We start from the raw sequence: 24,775 nt of genomic DNA, 5'->3' as shown, positions 1-24,775 counted from the left end.
GAACGAATCGGAGCGACTCGATCCGGGTTACTCGAAAGCGATCTCGGGGAGGGTGATCACGCCGGTCTGGACCAGTTGCACGTCCCGGACCTCGCGGCCCATCAGGCGGTTGGCCAGCGCGGTGAAGTCGTCGGTCGAGGCGCCGGTGGCCTCGTACACGTAGCTGGCGGTGGCATCCGGCGACGCGAGCAGATCACCCCGGACGAGCTGGCGGTAGACGTCGCCTGCCGTCTCATCGTCGCTGGAGACGAGGGTGACGCCCTCTCCCATGACGTAGCTGATCGCGCCCCGAAGGAACGGATAGTGCGTGCAGCCGAGCACGAGCGTGTCGACCTCGGCGTCTCGAAGGGGCGCGAGATACTCCTCGGCGACCGTGAGCACCTCCGGGGTACCCGTGATCCCGGCCTCGACGAATTCGACGAAGCGCGGGCAGGCGGCGGTGAACACCTGCAGCCTCTCGTTGACCTCGAGCATGTCCTGGTAGGCGCGCGAACCGATGGTGCCGACAGTGCCGATCACACCGACTCGTCCGTTGCGCGTGGTGGAGACCGCGCGGCGCACCGCGGGGCCGATCACCTCGACCACCGGAACGTCGTAGCGCTCGCGAGCGTCGCGGAGCATGGCGGCGGAAGCGGTGTTGCACGCGATCACCAGCATCTTGACGCCCTGCTCGACCAAGGTGTCGAGCACTTCGAGGGAGTAGCGGCGCACGTCCGCGATGGGCTTCGGACCATACGGCGAGTGCGCGGTGTCGCCGATGTAGACGAACGACTCCCGGGGCAGCTGGGCGCGGATGGCTCGCGCCACCGTGAGCCCGCCGACACCGGAGTCGAAGATCCCGATCGGCGCGTCGTTCATGACTCCCCAGCCTACCCGCGCGGAACCCGCCGCGCGCATCGGTGCTCTCACTAAACTGAGCGCATGACCACGTCGACGGCGCTGCTCACCGACCGCTATGAGCTGACCATGCTCGCCGCTTCCCTGCGTGATGGGACGGCGTTCCGCCCCAGCGTCTTCGAGTTGTTCTCCCGACGGTTGTCCGGCGGCCGCCGTTTCGGCGTCGTCGCGGGCACCGGCCGCCTCCTGGGCCTCTTGCGCGACTTCCGCTTCGGCGAGGACGAACTGCGGTTCCTCAGGGACGAGAACGTCGTGGATGCCGCGTCCATCGCTCACCTCGAGAACTATCGGTTCACCGGATCCATCCGCGGCTACCGCGAAGGCGAGCTGTACTTCCCGGGCTCTCCGATCCTCACGGTCGAGGGCACGTTCGCCGATGCCGTGGTGCTCGAGACTCTCGCGCTGAGCGTGCTCAACCACGACTCCGCCGTCGCCACCGCCGCATCGCGCATGAGCATCGCCGCCGGCGAACGTCCGCTGGCCGAGATGGGCTCCCGCCGGGCCGCCGAGCGCTCGGCCGTCGCCGCAGCCCGGGCCGCATACATCGCCGGTTTCGGGGCGACGAGCAATCTCGAGGCCGGACGACGCTGGGGAATCCCCACGATGGGCACCGCCGCGCACTCCTGGACGCTGCTGCACGACACAGAGGAGGAAGCCTTCCGCTCCCAGGTCGCGAGCATGGGCACCGGAACGACGCTGCTCGTCGACACGTACGACATCCGCACGGGTGTCGAGACGGCGATCCGCGTCGCCGGCACGGAGCTCGGCGGCGTCCGGATCGATTCCGGTGACCTCCCGATCGTCGCGGGCGATGTCCGCGCGCAGCTCGACGAACTCGGTGCGACGTCGACACGCATCACCGTGACTAGCGACCTCGACGAGTACGCGATCGCCGCCCTCGCCGCCTCGCCCGTCGACGCCTACGGGGTCGGAACGTCGGTCGTCACCGGGTCCGGGTATCCGACCGCCAGCATGGTCTACAAGCTGGTGGCGCGCCAGGATGCCGAGGGGTCCTGGATCGGCGTCGCGAAGGCGTCCGCCGACAAGGCATCGCATGGCGGACGCAAAGCAGCGTTCCGCACACTGGTCGACGGCGTCGCCACCGCAGAGACGGTCGTCGTGTCGGACGGCTTCGAAGATCTCGACACTGCGGCCGAGCACCCCGAGGGCCGCCCGCTGCAGGTGACGTTCGTCGAGGCAGGCGAGATCGACTCCTCGTACGAGGGAGTCGACGGCACGGCAGCGGCACGCGCTCATCATCTGCGTGTGCGCGAAGAGCTCCCGGTACGTGCGCTCGCGCTCAGCAAGTCCGACCCGGCGATTCCCACCGTGTATCTCGAAGCCGACTGAGGTCAGCCGATCATCGACTCGTAGATCTCCTTGCATGTGGGGCAGATCGGGAACTTCTCCGGGTCACGGCCCGGGGTCCACTTCTTGCCGCACAGCGCGCGCACCGGCTTGCCGGTGATCGCGGACTCGAGGATCTTGTCCTTCTTCACGTAATGCGAGAAGCGCTCATGGTCACCCGGTTCGAGATTCTCCTCGCGGAGGAGCTCTTCCAGTTCGCGATCAAGCGTTGCCACGCCGCCCTGATCGGGGCTGTCCAGCGGAGTACTCATCCCGTGAGTCTAGCGGCGTCGAACGCCCAGCGGGCGGTCCTCACGCGGTCTCGACGAACTCCATCAGGCGCTCTCCACTGCGCTCGAAGATGCGACCGCCGACGACGGCTCCGGCTGCCGCGGTCACGAGACCGACGAGAAGCCCGACCCAGAAGGTCGCCGGAGCGTACGCCGAACCGTCGAGAATCGTCGCTGCGAACAACCAGATGGTCGGCACGCTCAGCACGATGGCGCCGAGCAACGCCGCTGCAGGACCGTACGCCCCGCGAGAGGTCGGTCGCTGCGGCTGCTGGAACGGACTGTCACCAGGCCGCGAGACCGCATACGGAGCCACGACCGAGACGATGCTCGAGACGCCGAGCGCGCAGAACAGCAGACTGGCCGCCAAGCCGCCCAACGGCAGCAGCAGACTCCAGTCCCCGATCAGCGCGAGTGAGAGCGGAACCGCGATGGCGAGAACGGGGATGGCGACGAGCAGCACAGGAACGAGACGCCCGAGGCGATCAGGAAGACCCCGGACGCCACTCGCGACGTGGGTCCACAATGCCGTCGAGTCGTAGGCGACGTCGTTGTGCGGCAGCCACCCGAAGAACAGCGCCATCACCGGCACGGGCACGAGCGCGGCGATCTCCAACGGGACTCCGGCCACGACGAGCGGGAGCATCGAGAGCACGCCGGCCACGGGGACGACGATGATGTTCATGATGTAGCGACGGTCACGAAGCCAATACACGAGGCTTCGCGCCGCGATCGCACCGAAGGCGTTCGACGGCAGCAGCCCGAACCACCCGAGTCCGGTGCGCTCGCGCAAGGCGACCGGACGCTCGGTCGTGGTCAGCAGACGCCGGACGAGCCACGTCCACACCATCCAGAGGAGAGCGACGGTGAGCACCACGATGACACCGCTGATCCACGCGGAAGCGGTCGCACCGGCCGCGGAATCGAAGAGGAAGGCGGGGGCGGCAGCGAACGGGCTGTAGCCGAACACGCTCGACAGGGTCGCCAGAGACGGGGGCACGAGACCGTCCCAACGAAGCGATCCGAAGAAGACCGCGACAGGGAAGGCGACCACGATCAGCGCGAGTGCGAACAGCGCCGTGAGCTCGCGGGAGCGGCGCTCGGGAAGGAGCAGTGCGTTGAGGGCCATACCGATCCGCGAGACCAGCATCGTGGTCAGGACACCGGCGATCGTCACCAGCACAGCCAGAGGCCAGGGCGTGCCTGCTCCGATCGCGACGATGCAGACACTGATGTAGACGGCGAGAAGCGCCATGCTCGGCACGCTGACGAAGGCGGCCAGTGCCAGCACCCAGGGCATCTGGCGATCATCGACGCCGAAGACCGCGAAGCGTCTCGGGTCGAGCTGATCGACGGCCCCGACGAGGATCGGGCCGACGAGGAATCCGATGAGAAGGGCCGCGCCACCGAGCACCGTGACCGCGCGGGCCACCGGCACAGAGGCTGCGGCAAGGCTGAACACGGCGACGCACACCGCGGCGGTGACCGCGACCACCGCGACGAACGAGACGATCGATCGAACCCGACGGTCGCCGCGCAGGGAACCGAGAAGAAGCGCGAGTCTCAGTCGGAGAACGTGTGCAGCCACTCGAGCCCCTCCACCTCTCCGCTGGTGCCGGCGAGTTCCACGAAGCGCGCTTCGAGCGTCTGACCCGCGCGCACCTCGTCGATCGTCCCCTCGGCCAGCACTTCTCCGCCGACGATGATCGCGACGCGCGAACACACGCGTTCGACGAGATCCATGCCGTGGCTGGAGAGGATCACCGTGCCGCCGTGCGACACATAGGCGCGGAGGATGTCCAGGATGACCGCCGACGAGACGGGGTCCACCGACTCGAACGGCTCATCGAGGACCAGCACGCGCGGCGAATGGATCATGGCCCCTGCGAGCATGATCTTCTTCGTCATGCCGGCCGAGTAGTCCGAGACCACGCGGCCGAGGGCATCGCCCAGATCGAAGGCACGAGCGAGGTCGGCCGCGCGCTTCTCGATCACATCCGCGGCCAGGCCGCGCAGCAACCCGTAGTAGTAGAGCAGTTGCCGACCGGTGAGGCGGTCGAACGTGCGCAACCGATCGGGGAGCACACCCATCAGCCTCTTCGCCGCGAGCGGCTTCTTGGCCTGGTCGACACCGCAGATGACGACGCTGCCCGCGTCGGCGCGGAGAAGCCCGGCGACGATCGAGAGCGTCGTGGTCTTGCCGGCACCGTTGGGCCCGACGATTCCGTAGAACGACCCCGCGGGCACGGTCAGGTCGATGCCGTCGACTGCACGGTTGTCGCCGAACTGCTTCACGAGCCCGCGGATGCTGATCGCCTCGCCGGCGGAGAGGACCTCATCGGGCTTCACGGCGTCGGAGGCTGCGTCGTCGGAGTCCCCGATCGCCTGGATGACCTCGATCGACTCCGCCTCGGACGGATCGCCGACGGCCGTTTCGGTCTCGAGAAGTTCCGCACTGACAGATTCCTCGACAGGCTCCGCGGCGAGAGGCGACTCCGAGGCGGGCACGGGCGCAGGCTCGGCAGCGGGCGCAGGCTCCGCGACAGACCCGGTCGGCGCCGCAGCGGAGGCGGCCGGAGGAACGGTCTCGACGACCGGTTCGGTCTCGAGCACGGGAGAGGCCGCAAGAGGAGCGGCCGCGACGGACGGAGCTTCGGGTGCGGTCACCGCCGTCTCCGTGGCCGCCTTCGCCTCCTCTGCGGCCTTCTTCGCCGCCGCCTTCTTCGCGGCCGCCATCTTGGCGGCCGTGGCCTTCGCGGCCGTGGTCTTCGCGGCAGCCGAGCGCGCCGTGGTCTTCGCCGCAGCCGCTTTGGATGCAGCGGCCTTCGCCGCCGTCGTCTTGGCTGCCGTCGTCTTCGCAGCCGCTGTCTTCGCAGCCGTCGTCTTCGCAGCCGCTGTCTTCGCAGCCGTCGTCTTCGCAGCCGTCGTCTTCGCCGCCGTCGTCTTCGCCGCCGTCGTCCTCGCCGCCGTCGTCCTCGCAGCCGTCGTCTTGGCCGCGGTGGTCTTCGCAGCCGTGGCCTTCGCGTCGGCATTGCGCGCCGCGGCGGTGCTCCGGGCGGAGCTCGCGGTCGACGAGAGGTTCGCCGTCGAGCCGTTGACGGCCTTGACGAGCGGCTCGACCACGACATCCGCACTGGGAGCCGCTTTCTCGGCAGCAGCCTGCGTCCCGGACGTCGCTGCCGACGACTTCCCAGCCGACGACTTCCCAGCCGACGACTTCGACACCGCGGCACTGCCGGCCTTCGAACCCGCGGAGGTGCTCGCGCTCGCAGGCTTCTTCACCGCGGGTTTCTTCGCGGCGGGCGTCTTCGCGGCGGGCTTCTTCACCGCGGGCGGTCGCGCCGACTTCTCGGCGGCGGATGCCGCTTCCGGACTCTGCTTCTTCGCCGGCGCGCGCTTCGCCGACGTCTTCTCTTGCGCGGTCTCGGTTTGGTCCACCTGGGCGGTGCGGTCGTCAGGGGAGGCAGTCACCGTCCTACGGTATCAACGGGTGCCTGTACGCCAAGGCCGCCGCGCAATAAACTGCCCTCGGATCGCGCATTTCCGCCGCGATCGCACGGGAGACGGAACCCTGTGCATCCGGTGTGTAGTCGGTCACGAAATGACAACAGGGGCCTCCCGGCCCTGAGCTTCCCAGGCGGAATCGATACCATGAACGCGGCACGACGAAGTGTCTGGTCGGTTAATCGACCGTGAACACAACTTCCTTTAGGAGCACTCGTGACTCTTCAGACCGTCATCCTCGCCGCCGGAATGGGCTCGCGCCTCGGCCGCGCGCTGCCGAAGCCGCTCACCGAACTGAGCGACGGCCGCACGATCATGGGCCAGCAGCACGACAACATCCGCGCCGCATTCGGTTCGGACGCCCGCATCACCACCGTCGTCGGCTACCGCGCCGAGACCATCATCGACGCGTTCCCGCAGGTCAACTACGTCCACAACGAGCGTTATGACGAGACCAACACCTCGAAGAGCCTCCTGCGCGCCCTGGGCGCGACCGGTCGCGGCGGAGTTCTCTGGATGAACGGCGATGTCGTCTTCGACCCGATGATCCTCGGCCGCGCACTCGAGTACATCGAGCGCGACCAGTCGTTCGTCACGGTGAACACCTCCAAGGTCAGCGACGAAGAGGTGAAGTACACGGTCACGGCTGAGGGCTTCATCAACGAGCTGTCCAAGACCGTCAAGGGCGGACTCGGCGAGGCCGTGGGAATCAACTACATCTCCTCCGCGCACAAGAAGGCGTTCATGCGTCAGCTGCAGCGCGTCGAGGACCAGGACTACTTCGAGCGCGGGCTCGAACTCGCGATCGCCGAGGACGGCCTGCTGCTCGAGCCGATGGACGTGTCCGACCTGTACGCGGTCGAGGTCGATTTCGCGGAAGACCTGGAGCGTGCGAACCTCTTCGTCTGATCGCTCGACTCGAAAGCCCGGCCTCGCATAGGGGCCGGGCTTTCGGCGTATTCGCGGGCTGGCTCCATAGGATCGCACCATGGCCCCCAAGGTGCACAAGATCCATTCGCTCCCGGACGACGCTCCCTGGGACAAGGGCGTGCCCCCTGCCGGATCGGCGGAGCACCCGATGATGGTGCGGGGCCTCGACCGCGTGCTGTCGATCCAGCGCCCGCTCGTCCTGGCGCACATCCGGAGCATCCGCCTGCGCAATCCGCAGGCATCGCCTGCGGAGATCATCCGCATCCTGGAGCGTCGCTACCTCGCAGCCGTGACGACGGGCGGAGCGGCGGTCGGCGCGACGGCGGTCGTCCCCGGGATCGGCACCGGCATCACGCTTGCGCTCTCCGGCGTGGAGACGGTCGGCTTCGTGGAGTCCACCGCTCTGTTCGCGCAGTCGGTCGCCGAGGTGCACGGGATCGCGGTCGCGAACCCGGATCGCGCCAGAGCGCTGGTGATGACGCTGATGCTCGGCAAAGAGGGCGTCGACCTCGTCGGACAGCTCGCCGGTCAGGTGGCCGGGCGTGGAGGAAGCAGATCGTCGTACTGGGGCGAGCTCGTCACGAAGTCGCTCCCCCGCGCCGCGGTCGGCCCCCTCGTCGATCAGCTCAAGAGCATGTTCGTGAAGCAGTTCGCGGCGAAGGGCAGCGCTTCGGTCATCGGCAAGGCACTCCCGTTCGGCATCGGCGCTGCGATCGGAGGCGCGGGGAACAACATCCTCGGCCGTCGCGTGCTGACGACGTCCCACAAGGCCTTCGGTGCCGCCCCGATGGACCTTCCCCTCGAGTTGGAACCCGTGCCCGGCGCCGAGAAGCTGGAGCTGCGGATGCTGCGAGGTGCCCGCTACGCGGGCAACGCGGTCGCGGGAGCGGCCGGCACGACCGTCCGCGGGGTGGAGTGGGCGGGACGCAAGGCCCGCTCGATCGGCCGCCGCCCCAAGACCGACCCGGAACTCGAGTCCGGTGAACCCGAGGGCTGAGCGCACTTCGCCAAAGGATCGGCCGCCCCGTTGTGGCGAGCATCCAACAGCCGGAGGCGAGCCGACGATAGGGTGGAATCCGTGACGGACAAGCCCGACCTCTTTACCACCGCCGGCAAGATCGCGGATCTGCGCGCTCGCTATACAGAAGCCGTCGTCGACGCGGAAGCGAAGGCGAAGGAGAAGCAGCACGCGAAGGGCAAGATGACCGCCCGCGAGCGCATCGAGCTGCTCGTCGACCCCGGGAGCTTCGTCGAGTTCGACGAGTATGTGCGCCACCGCACCACGGCCTTCGGCATGGATCGTTCGCGACCGTACGGCGACTCGGTCGTCACCGGCGTGGGCACGATCAACGGCCGCACGGTCGCAGTGTACTCGCAGGATTTCTCCACCTTCGGCGGTTCGCTCGGCGAAGTCGCCGGCGAGAAGATCATCAAGATCATGGAGTTCGCCCTCGCCGGCGGGATGCCCTGCATCGGGATCCTCGACTCGGGGGGCGCGCGCATCCAGGAGGGCGTCGTCGCCCTCGGCAAGTACGGTGAGATCTTCCGCCTGAACACCCGCGCGTCCGGTGTGATCCCGCAGATCTCCATCATCATGGGGCCGGCTGCGGGCGGCGCGGTGTACTCCCCCGCCCTCACCGACTTCGTGATCATGGTCGACAAGACCAGCCAGATGTTCGTGACCGGCCCCGACGTGATCAAGACGGTCACCGGCGAGGACGTCGGAATGGAAGAGCTCGGCGGCGCCTACACGCACAACACCCGATCGGGCGTGGCGCACTACCTCGCCGAAGACGAGGACGACGCGATCGACTACGCCCGCACGCTCCTCAGCTTCCTGCCGGACAACAACATGGCGGAGCTTCCCACATACGAGAGCACCTTCGAGTTCGAGACGACCGACGCCGACCGCGCGCTGAACACGCTCGTCCCCGACTCGACCAACCAGCCGTACGACATCCACACCGTCATCGAGCACGTGGTCGACGAAGGCGACTTCCTCGAGGTCCAGCCGCTCTTCGCGCCCAACATCGTGATCGGCTTCGGACGCATCGAGGGCCGGTCGGTCGGCATCATCGCCAACCAGCCTTCGCAGATGGCCGGCACGCTGAACATCGAAGCCGGCGAGAAGGCGAGCCGCTTCGTACGCTTCTGCGACGCCTTCTCGATCCCGATCGTCACGCTCGTCGATGTCCCCGGCTACCTCCCCGGCACCGATCAGGAGTGGACCGGCGTCATCCGCCGCGGCGCGAAGCTGCTCTACGCCTACGCCGAGGCGACCGTGCCGCTGGTCACCGTCATCCTGCGCAAGGCTTACGGCGGCGCCTACATCGTGATGGGCTCGAAGCAGCTCGGTGCCGACGTGAACCTCGCATGGCCGACGGCCGAGATCGCGGTGATGGGCGGCCAGGGCGCGGTCAACATCCTGTATCGGGGCGAGATCAAGAAGGCGGAGGAGGCCGGTGAGGACGTCGCGGCCGTCCGCACCCGACTCGCGAACGAGTACACGTACAACGTGGCCTCCCCGTTCCTCGCGGCAGAGCGGGGCGAGCTCGACGGGATCATCGAGCCGGCCAACACCCGCGTCTCGATCGCGAAGGCGCTGCGCGCACTGCGTGGCAAGCGTGCCGAGCTGCCCCCGAAGAAGCACGGGAACATCCCGCTGTGACCGGGAATGACACGCAGGACCACGGCGCTTCGGGTTCGGAGACGCCGATGCTCGACATCACGCGCGGGACGGCTACGGAAGAAGAACTCGCCGCCCTCATCGCCGTGATCAGCGAGGCCTACGCGACGGAGGCGGCGGACGCCGTCGCCGAGGAGCCGTCTGTCTCGGCGTGGACGCGGACACAGCGTCCGCTCCGCCGTCCGCTGCGGCGTGACATCCCGTGGGGACGTTTCGCGGGCTGACAGCCACTGCGGAGCATGCGCCGGCTCCGGTGGCGCAGGAGTGCGTCTGCGTGATCCGCGAACCCTCCGCTTCACGAATCACGCAGACGATCGTCGCAGGACCCCCAGAGCCCCGCTCGGCGACGTTCCCCGTTGCCGCCTCGCCCTTCCCGTGAAGGGTCGGGCGTCCACCCCGGCTCAGACCGGAATCGCTTTCTCGACGTGCGACGGTGCCGAGCGCACGGGGAGACGGTGGATTCCCCTGGTCTGATCGTTGGGGGAACGCCAAATACTACATCGAATAGACTTATAGTCGCAAACCCGCGACCTCGACCGCTGCCGGACGGCGTAGGGTCCGGAGATCAGCTCTCGAGCAACAGGTCGGAGGCGCGAGGGCTGAGAACGGAATCGAGCACGACGCACGCGGCCCCCACGGCACCGACGTCGTCCCCGACGACGGTGCCATCGACGGGGAGAGTGCGCACCGCGCGGGTCGCACTCGCGTGATCGAGCCTGCCGGGAACCTCTCGGAGGTACACATCGGCGAGCCGTGACCAGAAAGGGCCTCCGAACACGACCCGATCCACATCGAGCATGTTCGTCAGAGCCGCCGTCAGCACCGCGATGTGTGCCGCTGCCTGTCGCAGAACCTCGACCGCCGCGGCATTCCCGTCCGCTGCGTACTCGCACAGTCGGCTGAATCTCGCATCGACTGCCGCAGCATCGGACGCCTGGTGGGCGTCGTCGAACACTCCCGCGCGCTCAGCCCGTTCGACGATCGCCTGCGGGGTGCAGACGACCTCCACGCACCCTCGGGACCCGCACCAGCATGAGGGCCCGTCGGGGTCGACGATGATGTGCCCGACCTCGCCGATGTTGCGTGTGCTCCCGCGGACCGCCTCGCCGTCTCTCGCCAGGGCGGCGCCGATGCCGATCCCCAGGTAGACGAACACGAAGGAGTCGTCGGCCGACTCGCGTCGTGTCCACAGCTCTCCGACCGCGGCCGACGTCGTGTCCTTCTCCAGCACCACCGGCATCCCCGTCATCTCCGCCAGCACCGCGCGCAGCGGCACACGATGCCACCCGGCGAGCTTCGGCGGGTCGATGACCGTGCCCTTCTCGGCGTCGAGCGGACCGGGAGCCGCGACTCCCACCCCTGCGATCCGCGAACGATCCACACCGGACTCCGCGATCAGGGCATCGATCGTCTCCGCCATGGCCTCCACGATCCGGAGCGGATCATCGGCCGGCGTGCGCACACTCCGGCGTCTGACGATGGCGCCGGACAGGTCGAGCAGCACGAACGTCATCAGGGCGGGATCGAGGTGCACGCCGACCGCGAAGCGGCTGTCGGCGACGAGCCGCAGGGTCACGCGCGGCTTGCCCGGTCCATTGATCGTGCGGCCGGCCTCTCGGATGAAGCCGTCATCGAGCAGTCGCCGAGTGATGTTGGTGACGGTCTGCGCCGACAGCCGGGTCGCGGTCGACAGCTCGATCCTGCTCAACCCCTCGCCTGATTGGCGGATCGCCTCCAGGATCACGGACTGGTTGAAGTCGCCCATACGCGGAAGATTGGTGCCACGACGCGTTGCCATCGTCCAATGATCCCCCATCGACGGGAAAATCGTGTCCCCCGAAATGCCGAATCTTGTCCCCCAAAATACCTACAGACAATGTTTGCGGAACCCCTCAGACTGAAGAGGACGCTTCGCGTTCGGCTGGTCTCTCTGTCCCAGGGTAGACAGACGCTGATCGGCCACCAGCGGATGGTTTTCGGGTAACTGTCCGCACGGAGAGGGGCAGGCGGATTCGCCGCCCCTCTCCCACTCTCACATCCTCGACTCCGGTCACCTCCCCAGGCCGGGGCCGAGGACGGAGCCGAGGTCGCTCACCGGTCCTGCCGAAAGTTCTTCCGTCAGCGCGGAATCTCGTGCCAGAGGTCGACCGCGTCGTCATCACCCGAGGAGCGGGTGCCCGCGCGGCCCACCACCGTCACGGCGACACGCGGGTCCCGCCCCGAGCGGATGATGAGCCGAGATGTCTGTGCATGACTCAGCACGACCGCCAGTTCGTCCCTGATCGCCTTGCGACGGGACTCGTCTATGCCGTCGAACCCGCCCTCATCGAAGACGGTCACGACCACTCCACGCCGTCGGGCAGCTTCGATCGCGTTGCGTACCGCGTCGTTGAGGAGGTCGGCGCCGCGCAGTTCGTCGCGCAGCCTGCCCTCGGCGAGCCGCGCGTCCAGACGTTCCTGATCGTTCAACACACCTCGCGCCGCGACCACTCTGCTGAGCACCGGACCGGCGACAGCCAGAGCGAACTGCGTGCGCAGACGCCTCTCGCGCTGACGCACCCGCTGCGTGGCATGCCACGCGGACACCGCCTGCTGGATCTCGGCGAGGCGCTCGGTGTCGCGCACCGCACGATCCCAGAACATCACGAGGAGTCGAGCGACGGCCACCCACATGATCGAGCCGACCAGCCCCAGGTTGAGGGCCACGACGAACCCCAGAGCCACCGACGCGGCCAGGACGAGCACCGCCAACACGAGCCAGCCGATCAGAGACCGCCGACGCACCACACACACGACCGCGAGCAGTCCGAGCGCCCCGATGTACCAGGTCGCGAACGGGGCGGTACGATCCGCCGGCTCGAGCGAGAAGGTCACGAGCACGGGAATCGCCATGCTCGCGAGCAGCGCGAGGACCGCCGACCACGTCGGCATCCGCACCGAGGAGCCGTCGCCGAGGATGGCGATGTTCACGACCACGAGATACAGGCCGATGGCGAGGACCATGAGCAGCGGAGCGGTCGGCTGCTCGATCCACCAGATCCCCCGTGCGACGAAGTACAGGGCGAAGCCGACGGCGAGAGAGGTGGCGACGCTGCGCACGGTGCGGTTCACGCGCGCTCCCATCCCAGCGTCACGGTCGTGCCGTGCGCGTCGGAGACGATGTCGGCCGTGCCGGCGACGCCCGCCATACGTGCGAAGATCGACGCCCGGATCCCGAGACGGTCGGCACCGATCGACGCCACGTCGAAGCCGCCGCCGGTGTCCGAAACCGTCACGCCGATCCCCTCGTCGCCGTGCCCCTCGACGATGATGTGGAGTCCACGACCGTTGGCGTGGGACACGGCGTTGCCGATCGCCTGCCGCGCGGCGAGCACGAGTGCGCGAGCGGCCCGCCCGGGTATGAGGCCGATGCCGCCGCGCTCCTCGACGATCGCATCAGCGCCGAGCTCGGACAGGGCTCTACGCAGCTCCACGACGATCTGCGCCGTGCCGACCGGCTCGTCACTGCCCTCCTGCGCGACGGCCGCTTCGGTATTGGCGAGGCGAGTGAGTGCCTCCCGGGCCATGGCGACGGCGAGCTCTTCGGCACGCTCCCCCTCAGCCCGCTCCGCGGCGATCAGCGCGGCGAGGACGCTGTCATGCATCAGTGCGGACATCGTCGCCCGCTCCTCCTCCGCGGCGGCCGCCGCAGCCGCTGTCGAGTACGACGCCACCGCCTGTCCCCTGGCCTCGTCCACGCCGGCGGCGACGGAACGGAACATCCAGCCCAGGGAGATGATGACGACCCCGAGGATGAGGGTGAACGACACGTCGAACGCCGTCGTCACCCAGAACTCGCGCGAGAACTCCCCCTGGACGAGCCGCACGTAGCCGTAGACGAACGGCATCCCCGCCGCCCAGGCGAACTGGAGCGGCAACGGGAACGCGAGCATCGCCGCGACCACGCCGACATTGACCAGGAAGAAGATCCAGGGCTGCTCGCCGGCGCCCTTGTCCGACGGGTCGACGATCGTCGGCCAGGCGGCGAGCGCGAGGACGTAGACCACGGCGAAGATACCGGAGAAGGTGCGCACCCCCCGGCCCACCAGACAAGCGACCAGCATCGCAGCCAACGGCACGAACACCACGATCAGGGTGACGACGTGCGCAGGATCCGCGTGCGAGAGCGACGCCATCGCAGAGATCAGCGCCTGCGCGCCGAGAACCGCCGAGCCGATCGCGACGACGATCGCGAGGATCCGCTCCATGCGGGTGCCGGTGAAGCGCTCGTACGCCGTCTCCGTGCTCCCCGGAGAGGGGATCTTGCTCCACGCGTCGCGGATGCTGAGCGGCTCAGCGGCCACCGGGTGCCTCGTCAGCCGTGACGATCCCGTCTTCCATCGCCCGGCGCAGCAGATCGACCTTCGTCGGCGCCGGACGCCCGACCTCGACGTACTTCACGCGGATGCGGGTGATGTTCTCCTTGGCCGTGGAGTAGGCGACACCCAGCTTCTCGGCGACGGCCTTCAACGGCAGCCCCGTCGCATACAGACGGAGCACCTCGCGTTCGCGCGTGGCGAGCTGCGCATCGGCGAACGCCCGGTCTCCCTCGACCGCGCTCGCCCATTCGACATTGTTGAGAGCCTCGCCCTGCGCCACCGTGCGGATCGCGTCGAGCACGTCGTCGAGGGCGGAGGACTTGCTCACCACGCCGGCGGCCCCGGCGGCGAGCGCCTCGCGCACGGCTGCCGGCCGATCGGCGACGCTGTGGATCACGACGCTCGCGCCGTCGTTGACCAGTGAGGTCACGTTCTCGGTCACGGTCGTGCCGTCGCCGAGGGTGAGGTCGAGGACGACCACCTCGGCAGGTGCGGCCGCGGTGGCTTTGCGCCATTCGAGGTAGGAGACCACCGTGCTCCCGGAGAAGACCACGGTCTGCGAATCACGCGCGCACGCGGCCTCGAGGCCGAGGCGAACGGACTCGTGATCGTCGATGAGTGCGACCGTGCTCATCCCCTCAGCCTACTGAGTCCCCCGAGAAGCCGCGGATCGCTCATCGTGTGAGCAGCGCGACGACTTCGAAGTGGTGCGAGTGCGGGAACAGATCGAAGCCCCGAAGTCGGTCGACGTTCCAACCGAGGGTGCGGAAGGTGCCGAGATCCCGGGCGAGTGCCACGGGGTCGCACGCGACGTACGCGATGGCCTCCGGCGCGAGCGCGTGCAGCGCTTCGACGACCTGCCGACCGGCACCGGCGCGGGGCGGGTCGAGCACGACGGCGCCGGTGCGCCCGCTCTTCTGCGTCGCCAGGAAGCGATCGACGCGCGCCGTCACGGCGTTCACGTCGAGCGGCGCGAGATTCACGGCGGCGTGCGCAGTGGCGCGTGCACTGGACTCGACCGTCACGATGTCGGTCCCGCCGAGATCGGCGAGCGTCGCGGCGAACAGGCCGACCCCTCCATACAGGTCGTAGTGCGTCTTCTGGTCGTCGACATGTCCGTCGAGGATTCCGTAGACCGCGGCGTCGAGCACGGAGGCCGCGCGCGGGTGCACCTGCCAGAAGCCCGTGGCGTCGACCTCGAATCGACGGTCGTTGACCATCTCGTGGATCACCTCGGGAGTGGGACGCTTGCGGAACCCACGCTGCACGCGGGGGCGCGCTCGGTCTCCTCACGTCGGATGACGCGCACCGTGCCGTCGGCGGGCTCGACGAGTTCGATGCGGCCGGGGGCCTCGCCCCGCAGCGCGAGCGCCGCTTCGGCGATCGCGGGCCGGGCCAGCGGATGCGAGGTCACGGGGACGACGCGGTGGCTGCGCGCGGCGAACGGACCGGCGACTCCCGTGTCGTCGACGTGCAGGGTGACGCGTGTGCGCCATCCGAGACCGTCGCCCGATTCCACCGACTCGATCTCGGGGGCGACCAGACCGCTGCCTGCGAAACGCTCCAGCGCCTCGGTCAGCACACGCTGCTTGAGCTCACGCTGGTGGTCGATGTCGATGTGGCCGAGGTCGGCGCCACCGGGGCGGTCGGCCGGGTCCCGCGACACGTCGGCTTCCGCCCACACGTGCGGGCGGCGGTGCTCCGACGCCTCCAGCACCTCGATGGTCTCGGCCCGCCAGAAGCTGCGGGTCGAGGCGTCCGCCCCCTCCTGCGGGGCGATCACCCGGGCCCGGACCCGCTCTCCGGGGATCGCGTCGGAGACGAAGACCACGCGTCCCTCGTGGCGGGCGATGAACGTGCCCCCGTGCGCGATGCCGGTGATGTCGAGTTCGAGCACGTCGGCTGGGGAGGAAGTCATTCTTCGAGGATACGGTGGTGGACATGCGCGTCTGCCTCGCCTCCACCTCGCCCGCCCGCCTCATGCTGCTCCGGCAGGCGGGAATCGAACCGCTCACGCTGTCGCCCGACGTCGATGAGGATGCGGTCGCCGCCGCCGAGGAGGAGAAGAGGGGCGCCCCCCTCGCGCCGGAGGAACTGGTGCTTCTGCTCGCCCGCGCGAAGGCGGCCGCCGTCGCACGGAGCCTCGCTGCGGACGGGACCTTCGACGGCCTGGTGATCGGCGGGGATTCGATGTTCGCGCTCGGCGGGCGGGTCTACGGCAAGCCGTACACCGCCGAGGAGGCGACCAGGCGCTGGCAGGAGATGCGCGGCGAGACCGGCATCCTGCATTCCGGGCACTCGGTGTTCCGGGTCTCCCCCGACGCCGAGCCCAAAGAGGCCACCGCGGTCGCCGCGGCCGCCGTGACGTTCGCCGACGACGTGAGCGACGCCGAGATCGCCGCGTACGTCGCCTCCGGAGAGCCGCTCCTCGTGGCGGGAGCCTTCACCGTCGACAGCCTGGGCGGGGCGTTCATCACCCGGGTGGACGGCGATCCTTCGACGGTCGTCGGCATGTCCCTGTCGACCGTCCGCCGTCTCGCCACCGAGCTCGGTGTCCGTTGGACCGACCTCTGGTCGTAGACTCCCCTCCACGTTTTCCCGACTTTCTTGTGGGGAGTCGTCAAAGGGATCGGGGTCGTTCTCGCTAGGCTGGCAAGCATGCCTGCTATCGCCAAGGTGCTCATCGCCAACCGCAGCGAGATCGCCGTCCGCATCATCCGCGCCGCCCGCGACTCCGGGATCGCCTCGGTCGCCGTCTACGCCGACCAGGACCGGGATGCCCTGCACACCCGCCTCGCCGACGAGGCCTACGCTCTCGGCGGCTCGACCAGCGCGGAGACCTACCTCCAGATCGAGAAGATCCTCTCCATCGCCCGCCGCGCCGGTGCCGACGCCGTGCACCCCGGCTACGGGTTCCTCGCCGAGAACGCCGAGTTCGCACGCGCCATCATCGAGGCGGGGATGACCTGGATCGGCCCGTCTCCGGAGGCCATCGAGGCTCTCGGCGACAAGGTGACCGCGCGTCACGTCGCTGAGAAGGTCGGCGCGCCTCTCGCTCCCGGCACCCCCGGCCCCGTCGAAGGCGCCGATGAGGTCATCGCCTTCGCGAAGGAGTTCGGCCTCCCGATCGCCATCAAGGCCGCGTACGGCGGCGGCGGACGCGGCCTCAAGGTCGCCCGCGAGCTCGACGAGGTCGCCGAGCTCTTCGAATCCGCCACCCGCGAGGCCGTCGCCGCCTTCGGACGCGGCGAGTGCTTCGTCGAGAAGTACCTCGACAAGCCGCGTCACGTCGAGACCCAGTGTCTGGCCGATGCCGCAGGAAACGTCGTCGTCATCTCGACGCGCGACTGCTCGCTGCAGCGCCGCCACCAGAAGCTCGTCGAAGAGGCACCGGCCCCGTTCCTCACGGAGGAGCAGAACGAGCTGCTCTACTCGGCATCGAAGGCCATCCTGAAGGAGGTCGGATACGTCGGTGCCGGCACCTGCGAGTTCCTCATCGGCGCCGACGGCACGGTCTCATTCCTCGAGGTGAACACGCGCCTGCAGGTCGAGCACCCCGTCTCCGAAGAGGTCACCGGTATCGATCTGGTGCGCGAGCAGTTCCGCATCGCGGCCGGCGGCACCATCGACTACGACGACCCGAAGCCCCAGGGGCACTCGATCGAGTTCCGCATCAACGGCGAGGACCCCGGTCGCGGATTCCTGCCCCAGCCCGGCCCGATCCACGTCTTCAAGACCTTCGGAGGCCCCGGCATCCGTCTCGACTCCGGCGTCACCGCCGGCGACTCGGTGTCCGGCGCCTTCGACTCCCTGCTCGCGAAGATCATCGTGACGGGCAAGGACAGGGCGGAAGCGCTGGAGCGCTCGCGCCGCGCACTCGATGAGTTCGAGGTCGCCGGTCTCCCCACCGTCATCCCGTTCCACCGCAAGGTCGTGCGCGATCCCGCGTTCACGGCGGAGGACGGCGAGTTCGGGATCTTCACCCGCTGGATCGAGACCGAGTTCGTCAACGACATCCCCGCGTGGGACGGGGAGCTCGAAGCACCGACCTCCGCCGAAGCACGTCACACCGTGGTCGTCGAGGTCTCCGGCAAGCGCCTCGAGGTGAGCCTCCCCGACCGCGTGGCCGTCGCCGCCGGTACCGCCGGACGCCCGGCAGCGGTTCCGCCGTCGCGCCGCAGCCACGCCACCACCGCCAACGCCGGGGCCTCCGGCGACGCGGTGAAGTCGCCCATGCAGGCGACCGTCGTCAAGATCGCCGTCGCCGACGGACAGCAGGTCGTCAAGGGCGACCTGGTGGTCGTGCTCGAAGCCATGAAGATGGAGCAGCCGCTGCAGGCGCACAAGGACGGCGTGGTCGGCAACATCAACGCGGATACCGGCGCCACGGTCTCCGCAGGACACCAGCTGCTCACGATCAGCTGACACCCGGCATCAGCGGAAAGGGCGCCCCACCGAGGTGGGGCGCCCTTTCCGCATCTCTCCCGGGATCAGGAGATGTTCACGAGATGCATCGCCCTGCTCGCATCGGTGATGCTGCTGGAGAGCGAGGGGTATGCCGCGAAGACCCGCGAGACCTGGTCGACCGTGAGACGGCGTTCGACGGCGACCGCGATCGGGTAGATCAGCTCCGATGCCTTCGGCGCCACGATCACGCCGCCGATCACGGTGCCCGATCCCTTGCGGGCGATGAGCTTGACGAAGCCGTCCTTGATGCCCATCATCTTCGCGCGCGGGTTCGCCGCGAGCGGGAGCTTGTAGACCAGGCCGTCGGCCACACCGTCCTCGACGTCCTTCTCGCCGTAGCCGACCGTGGCGATCTCGGGCGCGGTGAAGATGTTCGAGGTGATCTTGATCTGTTCGAGCGGGATGACGATGTCGCCGAGGGCGTGGAAGACGGCCGTGCGCCCCTGCATCGAGGCGACCGAGGCCAGCGGGAAGAAGTTCGTGCAGTCGCCGACCGCGTACACGTTGGGGACGGAGGTGCGCGCGACCCGGTTCACCCGCACGTGTCCCGACTCATCGAGCTCGACACCCGCCTCCTCCAGACCGATGCCCGCGGTGTTCGGGATGGAACCGACCGCCATCAGGCAGTGGCTGCCATCGACCGTGCGCCCGTCCGACAGGGTGACCGTGACCCCGTCATCCGTGACCTCGACGCGGTCGGCACGGGACTTGGAGAGCACCTGCATGCCCCCGCGCTTGAAGACCTTCTCCAGAACGCTCGCCGCATCCTTGTCCTCGCCAGGGAGCACCTGCTCGCGGCTGGAGATCAAGGTCACCTTGGCACCGAGGTTCATGTAGGCGGAGGCGAACTCCGCACCGGTGACACCGGAACCGACCACGATGAGGTGCTCGGGGAGCGCCTTCATGTCGTACAGCTGCGTCCACGTCAGGATGCGCTTGCCGTCGGGCTTGGCCGAGTCCAGCTCGCGCGGAGAGGCACCGACCGCCACGATGATCGTGTCGGCCTCGACCCGGTCGAAGTCGGTCCCGCCCTGGCCCGTCGACACGATGATCGCGGTGGGCCCTTCGAGGCGACCGTGACCGGAGAGGATGCGTACGCCCGCTTCGAGGAGCGTCGCACGCATGTCCTCGGACTGCTGACCCGCCAGCGCGAGGAGCCGCTTGTTCACGGCGGCGAGGTTGATCGCGATCTCGGGCTTGAGGGGTCGCGAGTGGTCGCCCTTGGCGTAGAAGTTGACCCCGAGGTCGCTCGCCTCGGAGATGGCGACGGCCGCATCGGCGGTGGCGATCAGGCTCTTCGAGGGCACGACGTCGGTGAGGACGGCGGATCCGCCGACTCCCACGCGCTCGACCAGGGTGACCTCGGCCCCCAACTGGGCTGCCGCGAGGGCCGCCTCGTAGCCGCCGGGACCGCCGCCGAGGACGGCGACGCGCTGAGTGCGCTCGAAAGTGGTGGAAGACATGGAATCCATTCTCGCGCAATCCTGGCACCCGAGCCTGCACCTTCCTAGAGTGGATCCATGCCCGAAACGCACAGCAACCCCCTCGACGACCCGACCGCGAACCCCTTCGAGGTCGCCGCACAGGCCGCCGCCGACATCGCCCGTCTGACCGGCGTCGAGAAGCACGACATCGCCCTCACCCTCGGCAGCGGCTGGGGCAAGGCCGCGGACATCATCGGCGAGACCGTGGCGACGATCCCCGCGACCGAGGTCACCGGCTTCTCCAAGCCCGCGCTCGAAGGACACGTCGGTACGCTGCGCAGCATCCGCACCCCCGACGGCAAGAACGTCCTCGTCATCGGCGCGCGCACCCACTACTACGAAGCCCACGGTGTGCGCCGTGTCGTGCACAGCGTGCGCACCGCCGCCGCGACAGGCGCCAAGATCATGGTGCTCACGAACGGCGCTGGCGGCATCCGCGAGACGTGGACGCCCGGTCAGCCCGTGCTCATCAGCGACCACATCAACCTCACCGCCGACTCTCCGCTCGAGGGCGCCACGTTCGTCGACCTCACCGACCTCTACTCGAAGCGTCTGCGCGAGATCGCCCGGACGATCGACCCGATGCTCGACGAGGGCGTCTACACGCAGTTCCGCGGCCCCCACTACGAGACCCCGGCGGAGGTGCAGATGGCGAAGCACATCGGTGGCCACATCGTGGGCATGTCGACCGCGCTCGAGGCGATCGCCGCCCGCGAGGCCGGCATGGAGATCCTCGGGTTCTCGCTCATCACCAACCTCGCCGCCGGCATCCAGCAGACACCGCTCAGCCATGCCGAGGTGATCGAGGCCGGGCGCGAGGCCGAACCTGTGATCTCCGCGCTTCTGGCCAGGGTGGTCGAGGCCCTGTGAGCGACGAGCGGCTCGCCCAGGCCCGCGCCTGGTTGCGACAGGACCCGGATCCGCAGACGCGCGACGAGCTGGCCGGCGTGATCACACGTGCGGCCGCCGGCGACCGAGAGGCCGTCGCCGACCTCGACGACCGCTTCCGCACTCGCCTCGCCTTCGGAACCGCGGGTCTCCGCGGCGAACTCGGCGCCGGCAGCAACCGGATGAACCGGGTTCTCGTCGGCCAGGCCGCAGCCGGCTTCGCCGCCTACCTGCGCGAGAAGTCGCACGGCGCGACCCCGACGGTCGTGATCGGCTACGACGGGCGCCGGAACTCCCGCGTGTTCGCGACGGACTCCGCCGAGCTGTTCGCCGGAGCCGGTCTGCGGGCCATCCTGCTTCCCCGCCTGCTCCCGACGCCCGTCCTCGCCTTCGCCGTGCGCCACTTCGGCGCCGATGCCGGCGTGATGGTGACGGCGAGCCACAACCCGCCGAACGACAACGGTTACAAGGTGTACCTCGGTGGCGCCGACCAGGGATCCCAGATCGTCGCCCCGGCGGACGCCGAGATCGCCGCGCACATCCAGCGCATCGCCGACGAGGGCTCCATCACCGCGTTGCCGCGCTCCACCGAGTATGAGACGGCCGGCGAAGAGGTCGTCGAAGCCTACATCGCGGCAACCGTGGCCGTGGCGCCAGCACCCGCCGGGACGACCGGGATGCGGTGGGTGTACACCGCGATGCACGGGGTCGGCTGGGAGACGCTGTCCCGCATCGTCAAGGAAGCGGGATACCCGCAGCCGTTCGTCGTCGACGAGCAGCTCACCCCCGACGCCACGTTCCGCACCGTGTCGTTCCCGAATCCGGAAGAACCGGGGGCGATGGATCTCGCGTTCGCGCGCGCCCGACGAGTGAAGGCCGACTTCATCCTGGCGAACGACCCCGATGCGGATCGACTGGCCGTCGCGGTCCCCGACGACTCCGCCCCCGACGGCTGGCGTCGTCTCACCGGCAACGAGGTCGGTCTCCTGCTCGGCGCGAGAGCCGCACGCGCGGCGGCCGGCACACCGGGCGCCTCGCTCGCGTGCTCTCTCGTCTCTTCCCCCGGCCTCGGCGCCGTCGCCGCGCATCACGGGTTGGACTTCCACGAGACCCTCACCGGCTTCAAATGGATCTCCCGGGCACCGGGTATCGTCTTCGGCTTCGAAGAGGCTCTCGGCTACCTCGTGAATCCGGAGACCGTGCGCGACAAGGACGGGGTGTCGGCGGCCGTCGCCATCCTCGGCCTCGCCGCCGAGGCCCGCGATCGCGGAGCCACGCTCGTCGATCTGCTCGACGAGCTGGGTGAGACGTACGGGCATTTCGCGAGCGGTCAGGTGTCGGTGCGGGTCGAGGACCTCGCCGTCATCGGCTCCGTGATGCTCGCGCTGCGCACACTCCCGCCGACGCACATCGGCGGCCGATCGATCGCCTCGGCCGAGGACCTGCTGCAGGCCGCACCGGGTCAGCCCTCCGGAGACGTGCTGCGGTACCGTCTCGGCGACGGCTCCCGTGTGATCGTGCGCCCCAGCGGGACCGAGCCCAAGCTGAAGGTCTACATCGATGCGAGGGCGGAGTCGGCCGAGAGCGCACGTGACGCCGTCGCGGAGCTCGAAGCGGGCGTCCGCGCCCTCCTCGACGAACGCTCCTGAGCATGCCGGTCCGACGCCTCATCGTCAGCGCGCACAACGGGGTTCACGCGCGTCCGGTGGCCGAGCTCGTGCGACTCGCGCAGTCGCACGAGGCTCCGGTCACCCTGCGCACGGCCGACGGCACGACCGTCGATCTGACGAGCGTGCTGGCGGTCATGGACCTGGGGATCGCCTCCGGGGACTCCGTGGTGATCGAGACGGCGCCCTCCGCGACGGCGGAGGCCGTTCTCGACCAGCTCGCGGAGGTACTCGCTCCCCGCGGGTGACCGCTGCGCCGTCAGCCGTCGATCACAGCGACGAGCTCATCGAGGAACGCCTCGAACGTCGTTCCCTTCCGGACGATCCGCTGCACGCTCTCGCGTTCGCTGAACACTTCGACGAGCTGTTCGAACACGGTCTGGAACGCCGCACGATCGCTCTCGCTGAACGCGGCGAGCGCGACGACCTGCACGCGTCCGCCGCCCCAGGCCGCTGAGCCGTCCGCGACGCCGATGGCGATCGCGGTGCGGGTGGCGGTCATCTGGAGTGCGTGGGGGACGGCGAGTGCATCGGTGAACGCCGTCGACGACATCCGCTCCCGCACGATGGTGTTCTCGACGTAGTCCTCGCCGATCAGGCCGGCCTGCACCAGGAGACCGCCGAGACGACGGATGATCGTCTCCTCCCCCTCATCGGGAAGCGGGAACACGTACGCGTCGGCGAGGAAGTAGCGGGCGAGTTCGCCACGGAGCCGCGTGAGACGTCGCCCTCGGCGCACCCGGGCGGCCGCCTGCTGGATCCGGTCGACGTCGGCGTCGGTCAGGAACGGCTGGATGCGCACGAATCGGTCGCCGGACGACCCCGGTTCGATCGTGCTGAGCACGAGGTCGGTGTCGAAGGACGCCCAGTCGGGATCGACATTGGTCACGACGGTCGTGACCTCGATCGCCGACCCCAGGGAGCGGTCGACGCTGGAGCGGAGCAGCTCATGCAACTCGTGATAGCCCGGGCAGACGATGGTGGCGGTGAGGATCGACTCGGCCTTGCGGCTGCGTTCGAGACGCCCACCCACGTGCATGGCGATGTAGGCGATCTCGTCGTCGTGGATGGGTGTGCCGACCCGGTCGTGCAGGCCGCTGGCGATCGAGACGGCCACCTCGAAGATCATCGGGTACGTCGTCTTCAGCGACCGGGTGAGCGGATTGCGGGTGAGGGCGCTCTCTTCGGCGCGGCGCAGCAGATTCTGCACGTGCAGGGCGAGACGCAGCACGAAGGTCTCGTCGACGAGGTCGACCTGGAAGTCCTCCGCCGCTCGGGCGATCTCCGCGCGTACCGCGGCCTCGACTTTCGGATCCACGCCGCTGCGTGCGACCTCACGCGTCGCGTCCTCGCCCGGCGCGACGATGCGGGTGAGCACGAGGGATGCGAGATGACCGCTGTCCCCCTCGCCGAGGACCACGGAGAAATGCTCGAAGGCGAGGCGGGCGATGACGGTCCCGACGCGCGGGATCTCCTCTCGGGTGCCCGCCGGGGTCGATTCGAGGGTGTGTCCAGCGGCGACCCGCTCGGCGGCGATCGCGATGTGCAGCAGCACATCGGAGATCGCGAGTTCGTTCACGTAGTAGCCGAGTTCGCCGAGTTCGCGCACGAGCGCGGACTTGAACGGCCCGACCGCGCTGGCGGCCACCGCCGATCCGGAGAGCGCCCGACGGAACGTCTCCGGATGGAACGAGGCGTCGTCCATCTCGTCGTGGGCGAGTCTGCTGAGCAGGCGGCGCTGCGCCGTCTCGTTGCCGCGCAGTCGCACGGTCTCGCGCTCGCGCTCGAGCACCAGATCCGTGCCGTCGAGCAGACCCCGCACGCGCACCAGGTCCGCTTCGAGCGTCGCTTCACTGACGTGCAGATCCTCGGCGGTGTCGAACACGTCGATGCCTCCGTGCTCGTCGAGCAGGAGCCGCACAAGCGTGTGCAGACGGTCGCGGGGTGCGGAATCCCCCGTCTGGCGCATCCGCAGCGCGCCACGGGCGCCGGATCCGGCACGGTAGCCCGCAGGACCCGACTCGATCACCGCGGCCCCGGGCGTGCGGGCGTTCAGCGCCGCGACATAGGAGCGGATGCTGCGCGGGGTGACGCCCATCAGGTCGGCGAGGCTCGCCGCCGTCGCCCACCCCTCCTGGCGCAGCAACGCCGCGAGGAGCTGGTCCTGGCGCTGGCGCGACATGATCCTCCCCTTCCGCGTGCTGACCGCACTGTCTCGACGTGTTCTCCATGATGTCAGGTGCCCGGCGCCCTCGGG

20 protein-coding genes and 1 pseudogene are annotated in these 24,775 nt (G+C 69.0%); 10 read left to right on the top strand and 11 right to left on the bottom strand.

Annotated features, from left to right (window positions below; all coding sequences use genetic code 11):
- Positions 1–27: 27 nt before the first annotated feature.
- Positions 28–858: a glutamate racemase gene (gene murI / locus MST3598_RS05995; RefSeq protein WP_029260586.1), complete on the bottom strand. Its 831-nt coding sequence runs from the start codon at positions 856–858 to the stop codon at positions 28–30.
- Positions 859–921: 63 nt separating this feature from the next.
- Between murI and MST3598_RS05990 the strand changes: the two genes are divergently transcribed.
- Positions 922–2,247, top strand: coding sequence for a nicotinate phosphoribosyltransferase (locus MST3598_RS05990; RefSeq protein WP_029260585.1), 1,326 nt, complete (start codon positions 922–924; stop codon positions 2,245–2,247).
- Between the two features lie 2 nt (positions 2,248–2,249).
- On the opposite strand, the gene MST3598_RS05985 is transcribed toward MST3598_RS05990, so the two are convergent.
- From MST3598_RS05985 to MST3598_RS18850, 3 genes are read right to left on the bottom strand one after another with little or no spacing between them, the layout of a single operon-like run.
- Entirely contained in the window at positions 2,250–2,516 is a 267-nt protein-coding gene (locus tag MST3598_RS05985; protein ID WP_026049764.1) for a DUF3039 domain-containing protein, read from the bottom strand.
- 40 nt (positions 2,517–2,556) lie between these two features.
- Positions 2,557–4,122, bottom strand: a complete 1,566-nt coding sequence (locus tag MST3598_RS05980) for a hypothetical protein (RefSeq protein ID WP_021199675.1) — start codon at positions 4,120–4,122, stop codon at positions 2,557–2,559.
- On the bottom strand, positions 4,098–6,005 hold the full coding sequence (locus tag MST3598_RS18850) for an ATP-binding cassette domain-containing protein (protein ID WP_442922817.1): 1,908 nt from the start codon (positions 6,003–6,005) through the stop codon (positions 4,098–4,100). The genes MST3598_RS05980 and MST3598_RS18850 overlap by 25 nt, the downstream gene beginning before the upstream one ends.
- A gap of 249 nt (positions 6,006–6,254) precedes the next feature.
- Between MST3598_RS18850 and MST3598_RS05970 the strand changes: the two genes are divergently transcribed.
- From MST3598_RS05970 to MST3598_RS05955, 4 genes are all read left to right on the top strand, one after another.
- Complete coding sequence (locus MST3598_RS05970; protein WP_017828502.1) at positions 6,255–6,947, top strand: phosphocholine cytidylyltransferase family protein; 693 nt, start codon at positions 6,255–6,257, stop codon at positions 6,945–6,947.
- A gap of 79 nt (positions 6,948–7,026) precedes the next feature.
- The gene (locus tag MST3598_RS05965) at positions 7,027–7,965 is read left to right on the top strand and encodes a hypothetical protein (protein WP_029260583.1); all 939 of its coding nucleotides are present in this window, start codon (positions 7,027–7,029) and stop codon (positions 7,963–7,965) included.
- An 81-nt stretch (positions 7,966–8,046) separates the two neighbouring features.
- Complete coding sequence (locus MST3598_RS05960) at positions 8,047–9,636, top strand: acyl-CoA carboxylase subunit beta (protein ID WP_373695373.1); 1,590 nt, start codon at positions 8,047–8,049, stop codon at positions 9,634–9,636.
- A 47-nt stretch (positions 9,637–9,683) separates the two neighbouring features.
- The gene (locus tag MST3598_RS05955; protein ID WP_036271958.1) at positions 9,684–9,878 is read left to right on the top strand and encodes an acyl-CoA carboxylase subunit epsilon; all 195 of its coding nucleotides are present in this window, start codon (positions 9,684–9,686) and stop codon (positions 9,876–9,878) included.
- A 341-nt stretch (positions 9,879–10,219) separates the two neighbouring features.
- On the opposite strand, the gene MST3598_RS05950 is transcribed toward MST3598_RS05955, so the two are convergent.
- The 5 genes and pseudogenes from MST3598_RS05950 to MST3598_RS05930 form a co-directional block, all read right to left on the bottom strand.
- Complete coding sequence (locus MST3598_RS05950; RefSeq protein WP_029260580.1) at positions 10,220–11,419, bottom strand: ROK family transcriptional regulator; 1,200 nt, start codon at positions 11,417–11,419, stop codon at positions 10,220–10,222.
- A 353-nt stretch (positions 11,420–11,772) separates the two neighbouring features.
- On the bottom strand, positions 11,773–12,765 hold the full coding sequence (locus tag MST3598_RS05945; protein WP_231479847.1) for a hypothetical protein: 993 nt from the start codon (positions 12,763–12,765) through the stop codon (positions 11,773–11,775).
- The gene (locus MST3598_RS05940) at positions 12,762–13,997 is read right to left on the bottom strand and encodes an ATP-binding protein (RefSeq protein ID WP_021199683.1); all 1,236 of its coding nucleotides are present in this window, start codon (positions 13,995–13,997) and stop codon (positions 12,762–12,764) included. The genes MST3598_RS05945 and MST3598_RS05940 overlap by 4 nt, the downstream gene beginning before the upstream one ends.
- Positions 13,987–14,646 (bottom strand): response regulator transcription factor, encoded by a 660-nt coding sequence (locus MST3598_RS05935; protein ID WP_021199684.1) that lies wholly within the window; start codon positions 14,644–14,646, stop codon positions 13,987–13,989. Before MST3598_RS05935 ends, MST3598_RS05940 begins: the two co-directional genes overlap by 11 nt.
- Positions 14,647–14,686: 40 nt before the next feature.
- Positions 14,687–15,930, bottom strand: a pseudogene (locus tag MST3598_RS05930) (class I SAM-dependent RNA methyltransferase).
- Positions 15,931–15,953: 23 nt separating this feature from the next.
- On the opposite strand from MST3598_RS05930, the gene MST3598_RS05925 reads away from it, so the two are divergent.
- Positions 15,954–16,592 carry a Maf family protein gene (locus MST3598_RS05925; RefSeq protein ID WP_029260578.1) on the top strand — a complete coding sequence of 213 codons (639 nt, stop codon included), beginning with the start codon at positions 15,954–15,956 and terminating at the stop codon, positions 16,590–16,592.
- 78 nt (positions 16,593–16,670) lie between these two features.
- A complete protein-coding gene (locus MST3598_RS05920; RefSeq protein ID WP_029260577.1) occupies positions 16,671–18,437 on the top strand; it encodes an acetyl/propionyl/methylcrotonyl-CoA carboxylase subunit alpha in 1,767 nt (588 codons plus the stop codon).
- A 65-nt stretch (positions 18,438–18,502) separates the two neighbouring features.
- Here MST3598_RS05920 and MST3598_RS05915 read toward each other — a convergent pair whose 3' ends face one another.
- Positions 18,503–19,951 (bottom strand): NAD(P)H-quinone dehydrogenase, encoded by a 1,449-nt coding sequence (locus MST3598_RS05915; RefSeq protein WP_021199688.1) that lies wholly within the window; start codon positions 19,949–19,951, stop codon positions 18,503–18,505.
- A 48-nt stretch (positions 19,952–19,999) separates the two neighbouring features.
- Here MST3598_RS05915 and MST3598_RS05910 point away from each other — a divergent pair, with 48 nt between their 5' ends.
- From MST3598_RS05910 to MST3598_RS05900, 3 genes are read left to right on the top strand one after another with little or no spacing between them, the layout of a single operon-like run.
- Entirely contained in the window at positions 20,000–20,833 is an 834-nt protein-coding gene (locus MST3598_RS05910; RefSeq protein WP_021199689.1) for a purine-nucleoside phosphorylase, read from the top strand.
- Positions 20,830–22,500, top strand: a complete 1,671-nt coding sequence (locus MST3598_RS05905) for a phospho-sugar mutase (protein WP_029260576.1) — start codon at positions 20,830–20,832, stop codon at positions 22,498–22,500. The genes MST3598_RS05910 and MST3598_RS05905 overlap by 4 nt, the downstream gene beginning before the upstream one ends.
- Before the next feature lie 2 nt (positions 22,501–22,502).
- Positions 22,503–22,766, top strand: coding sequence for an HPr family phosphocarrier protein (locus MST3598_RS05900; RefSeq protein WP_029260575.1), 264 nt, complete (start codon positions 22,503–22,505; stop codon positions 22,764–22,766).
- An 11-nt stretch (positions 22,767–22,777) separates the two neighbouring features.
- Here the strand turns inward: MST3598_RS05900 and MST3598_RS05895 are convergent, their stop codons facing one another.
- On the bottom strand, positions 22,778–24,700 hold the full coding sequence (locus tag MST3598_RS05895) for a BglG family transcription antiterminator (RefSeq protein ID WP_029260574.1): 1,923 nt from the start codon (positions 24,698–24,700) through the stop codon (positions 22,778–22,780).
- Positions 24,701–24,775: the final 75 nt, after the last annotated feature.

It is taken from the genome of Microbacterium sp. TPU 3598 (genome assembly GCF_002356155.1).
In the GTDB taxonomy this organism is placed as follows: domain Bacteria; phylum Actinomycetota; class Actinomycetes; order Actinomycetales; family Microbacteriaceae; genus Microbacterium; species Microbacterium maritypicum_A.
The sequence above is the reverse complement of the archived record's forward strand: the minus strand, read 5'-3'. Positions and strand labels throughout refer to the sequence as shown.

What these genes read in the sequence shown, in the direction of transcription:
- murI (WP_029260586.1), bottom strand. Translation starts at nt 858, where the DNA reads ATGAACGACGCGCCGATCGGGATCTTCGACTCCGGTGTCGGCGGGCTC.
- MST3598_RS05935 (WP_021199684.1), bottom strand. Translation starts at nt 14,646, where the DNA reads ATGAGCACGGTCGCACTCATCGACGATCACGAGTCCGTTCGCCTCGGC.
- MST3598_RS05895 (WP_029260574.1), bottom strand. Translation starts at nt 24,700, where the DNA reads ATGTCGCGCCAGCGCCAGGACCAGCTCCTCGCGGCGTTGCTGCGCCAG.
- MST3598_RS05950 (WP_029260580.1), bottom strand. Translation starts at nt 11,419, where the DNA reads ATGGGCGACTTCAACCAGTCCGTGATCCTGGAGGCGATCCGCCAATCA.
- MST3598_RS05965 (WP_029260583.1), top strand. Translation starts at nt 7,027, where the DNA reads ATGGCCCCCAAGGTGCACAAGATCCATTCGCTCCCGGACGACGCTCCC.
- MST3598_RS05955 (WP_036271958.1), top strand. Translation starts at nt 9,684, where the DNA reads ATGCTCGACATCACGCGCGGGACGGCTACGGAAGAAGAACTCGCCGCC.
- MST3598_RS05925 (WP_029260578.1), top strand. Translation starts at nt 15,954, where the DNA reads ATGCGCGTCTGCCTCGCCTCCACCTCGCCCGCCCGCCTCATGCTGCTC.
- MST3598_RS05910 (WP_021199689.1), top strand. Translation starts at nt 20,000, where the DNA reads ATGCCCGAAACGCACAGCAACCCCCTCGACGACCCGACCGCGAACCCC.
- MST3598_RS05900 (WP_029260575.1), top strand. Translation starts at nt 22,503, where the DNA reads ATGCCGGTCCGACGCCTCATCGTCAGCGCGCACAACGGGGTTCACGCG.
- MST3598_RS05920 (WP_029260577.1), top strand. Translation starts at nt 16,671, where the DNA reads ATGCCTGCTATCGCCAAGGTGCTCATCGCCAACCGCAGCGAGATCGCC.
- MST3598_RS05990 (WP_029260585.1), top strand. Translation starts at nt 922, where the DNA reads ATGACCACGTCGACGGCGCTGCTCACCGACCGCTATGAGCTGACCATG.
- MST3598_RS05985 (WP_026049764.1), bottom strand. Translation starts at nt 2,516, where the DNA reads ATGAGTACTCCGCTGGACAGCCCCGATCAGGGCGGCGTGGCAACGCTT.
- MST3598_RS05915 (WP_021199688.1), bottom strand. Translation starts at nt 19,951, where the DNA reads ATGGATTCCATGTCTTCCACCACTTTCGAGCGCACTCAGCGCGTCGCC.